The sequence below is a fragment of the Paenibacillus sp. PL91 genome (genome assembly GCF_012935325.2).
Lineage (GTDB): Bacteria > Bacillota > Bacilli > Paenibacillales > Paenibacillaceae > Pristimantibacillus.
In genome coordinates, this window is sequence record NZ_JABBYG020000054.1 from 1 (window position 1) to 3,536 (window position 3,536).

The 3,536-nt window shown below is 38.5% G+C and carries 3 protein-coding genes; all 3 read left to right on the forward strand.

Going from position 1 to position 3,536, the window contains the following annotated elements; genetic code table 11:
* Nucleotides 1-470 precede the first annotated feature (470 nt).
* The 3 genes from HI950_RS35250 to HI950_RS35260 all read left to right on the forward strand — a co-directional run bounded on the left by HI950_RS35250 (nt 471) and on the right by HI950_RS35260 (nt 3,271).
* Nucleotides 471-896: a MarR family winged helix-turn-helix transcriptional regulator gene (locus tag HI950_RS35250; RefSeq protein ID WP_029195041.1), complete on the forward strand. Its 426-nt coding sequence runs from the start codon at nt 471-473 to the stop codon at nt 894-896.
* A 364-nt stretch (nt 897-1,260) separates the two neighbouring features.
* Nucleotides 1,261-2,220: an NAD(P)H-dependent flavin oxidoreductase gene (locus HI950_RS35255; protein WP_169091737.1), complete on the forward strand. Its 960-nt coding sequence runs from the start codon at nt 1,261-1,263 to the stop codon at nt 2,218-2,220.
* A gap of 319 nt (nt 2,221-2,539) precedes the next feature.
* Nucleotides 2,540-3,271, forward strand: coding sequence for an NADPH-dependent F420 reductase (locus HI950_RS35260; RefSeq protein WP_169091739.1), 732 nt, complete (start codon nt 2,540-2,542; stop codon nt 3,269-3,271).
* Nucleotides 3,272-3,536: the final 265 nt, after the last annotated feature.

Sequence of the window (3,536 nt, forward strand, 5' to 3'; positions counted from 1 at the left end):
GGGATTATTTTGAGCTGAGTGATTAATACATTCAGCGAGTTGGATAGTCATAAATTTCTCCCTCCTAGCAACGTGCTTACCATTCTGGTTTTATATAATACTTTTCGTTAGAAGGGGTATTTTTTAGTCACTAAGCAAGTGAAGACAGCTGCTAGTAACAAAAGGGGAAGTGAATACATGATGAGCAGGCGCTACGGTGGCTTGTTCTTCTTATTAAGCTAACGGGCAGGATAGCGTGGCGAATCGTGTGGAATATCTGCAGTCGATGTAACACAAAATAGATTCTGAGTTACTTAAAGGGCATCAGATTTATGCTCAGTTATGCGAAGAATATCGGCTAGGACAATATTTTTTGAAGGCCAATAGCCTCTTATTGAATTAACGGTAATTGAGCTCTGTTGACACAAGAATTTCATCATGATATCTTTAGTAAGCTAAATATTATTCGTGACTACTGAGGTGAAATATTAATGACAGATAAGGTAGACTGCGATATTCGCCAGTCGTTGGATAGGATTTCCTCCCAAATGCGTCGAGATTATAGCGAGTCTCTACGGGAACTTAATCTTTACGTTGGCCAAGAGCATTTACTTTACCGTTTGTGGTTAGGTGATGGGGTAACACAAATGCAACTGTGTGAACACCTAAAATGCGAGCCGCCTACGGTAACAAATATGGTTAAATCCCTAGAGCAAAACGGATTTATATACCGTAAACGCGATCAAGATGATGCAAGGGTTATGCGAATCTTCCTTACCGATAAAGGCAAAGAATTAGAAAAACCGGTTGAATTCAAATGGAAACAGCAGCAAGAAAAATTACTGCATTCCATATTACCGGAAGAGCGCTTATTATTAAGGCGGCTTTTGAAGCAAATGGAGAGTAACTTATTATAAGTTATCTCTTGCATTTATATTTAGCATGCTAAATAAATGTGAATTAATTACAGCGGCTGAGACAAGGGCTTTCCATTCGAGACGTTCTTGCTCACGGAGTCATTAATTATCATCCAGTAGTGGCAGGTACCCCCGTACAAGTTGCTAACTTCTTGGAAATACCGTTTTTGGTCGATGCATGCGACGGCTCGATTGATCCAGAAATAGCCTATGCCCATTTTTTGGAACTGATTGTCCCAGTTTTGCAGGACCGAGGTTTGTTCCACAAGGAATATGAAGGAAAAACACTGCGCGAGAATATAGGAGTTCCTTAACAATACGGAAGGCTAAATTATTTAAATAATTAATATAGGAGAGGCCTAAAATGAATAATAGAATATGCGAAATATTAAATATAGAAAAACCGATTATACAGGCCCCGATGTCTTGGATTACTAATGCCGAATTTGTTGCAGCGGTAAGTAATGCTGGTGGATTAGGATTTCTAGGTCCAAGTGCCGGCCAGGTTGATATAACTCGTTCACCCGAAATAAGTGCGGAAAGAATGAGAACTGAAATACAAAAAACAAAATCGTTAAGTAATAAGCCATTTGGAATAACTGTGATCGTAAATCGTGATCTAAATTACACATGGCCAATTTTAGAAACAGTTATTGACGAGAAAGTTCCAGTTGTTCTTGTTAACGATATACTGGATGAAAGAATCTTTAAACCATTAAAAGAAAACAATATTAAAATTGTTTATAGACCCCTTACTCCTACTATTGAAAATGCAAAAGCTGCAGAAGAATTTGGAATAGATGTTTATGTAGCGACTGGATTTGATGAAGGTGGTACTGTTCCTGAACGAGTCATTGGAACATTTTCGATTGTTCCAATGATTGTAGATGCTATAAATACTCCCGTAATGGCAGCTGGTGGTATTGGAGACGTTAGAGGAGTGCGTGCCGCATTTGCTTTAGGCGCTGAAGGTGTTTTTGCTGGTAGTGTCTTTATTCCAACAAAAGAAAATCCAGCAGCAGAAAACGTGAAACAAATGATTGTAGATGCTACAGCAGAAGATTTACTAATGTTCCGTACTTTACCAGCATACTATCGGTCTCTACCTACTAAATTAGCAAATAAACTAGTCGAAATGGATAAACAAGGTGTTAGTCGTGAAGAAATAGCAAAAATGATGGTTGGATCAATTGGAATGCGTATCGGCATGCTAGAAGGCAATACAGATGATGGCTATATTTCTGTAGGTACTGGAATTACGCCAATTAAAGAAATCAGAACTGTAAAAGAAGTGGTTGATGCTTTAATGCAAGACTTTAATTGAAATATTTAACAGCTGACTTGGAATATAAAAATTCTCTCTATCTTCTTGATACGTCTGAAAGCGATGTGTCCAGCCGAAACAACGATAGCAGTATGGCTAAAACGCATTTGCTTCATTTCAGAGGAGAATATTTTTCTAAAGACGTACATTGAATAATAGCCGTCTTCACAAGGAAGCCTTGTTATATCGAAAGCGGGAACCAGACATTGCATTATCCTTATCGCGAGGCAATTAGTTCGATGCATTAACACGACGGCAGCCGACCAGTTGATCGCCGAAGTAAAATAACATTTAGAATAGGATGGTATGAGAAATGAAAATGAGATTTGGAATTATAGGTGCAGGTCCAATCGGTTCAAATATTTCAAAAAAATTAGTTGAGAATGGACATGATGTCAAAGTTGCAGATGCTCGCGGAATTGAACGGCTAGAAGGAAAAAAACTTTCGGGAACACCTGTGAGTGTAGAAGAAGTCATTACAAATATCGATGTTCTAATCATATCTATACCTTTGCACGCACTGCCAAGCATTCGCAACTTTATGGATAAAGTTGGGGAGGAAGTGGTCATTGTAGACACCTCAAATTATTATCCTTTTAGAGACAACAAAATTGAAGAAATTGAGAACGGGTTGGTTGAAAGTGTTTGGGTTTCAAATCAATTAGGTAGACCAATCACTAAAGCTTTCAACAATTTATTAGCCTATACGTTAGAATATAAAGGAACTTCAGAAGGTACTAGTGGACGCATTGCCATTGCGATTGCTGGTGATAACCTAGCGCATAAACAAATAATGATGGATATAGCAAACGAGCTAGGTTTCGATACAGTAGATAGTGGTTCATTAAATGATTCATGGAGGCAACAGCCAGGTACTCCTGCATACTGCACAGAACTAACCATAGAGGAACTAACCGAAGCAATAAAAAAAGCAAATAAAGAAAAAGCCCCATTCCTACGGGATAAAGTGATAAAGAAGCTAACGGCGGCTACTGGCGGATATTCGCACCAAGACATTGTGAATCTGAATAGAGAGATATATAATTCCTGAGGAGAGATTCACAGAGTTAACACAACCTACAGACGACTTATCACCAGCCATGCACAGTTATAACCACAATGGTGTTCATATCAAACTCAAACGACACGAATGAGTAATCAATTCTTAAGCTAACGGGTAACGATAGTTCAATAAAAACACGGAAGCAGCCGCCCATAATGATCGGCTGCTTCATTACACTAACGGGCAGATTACGTTAATGGCAACAGCACCCCATATATTGTAAAATCTATCTTGAAGGCTAATGAAAACGATA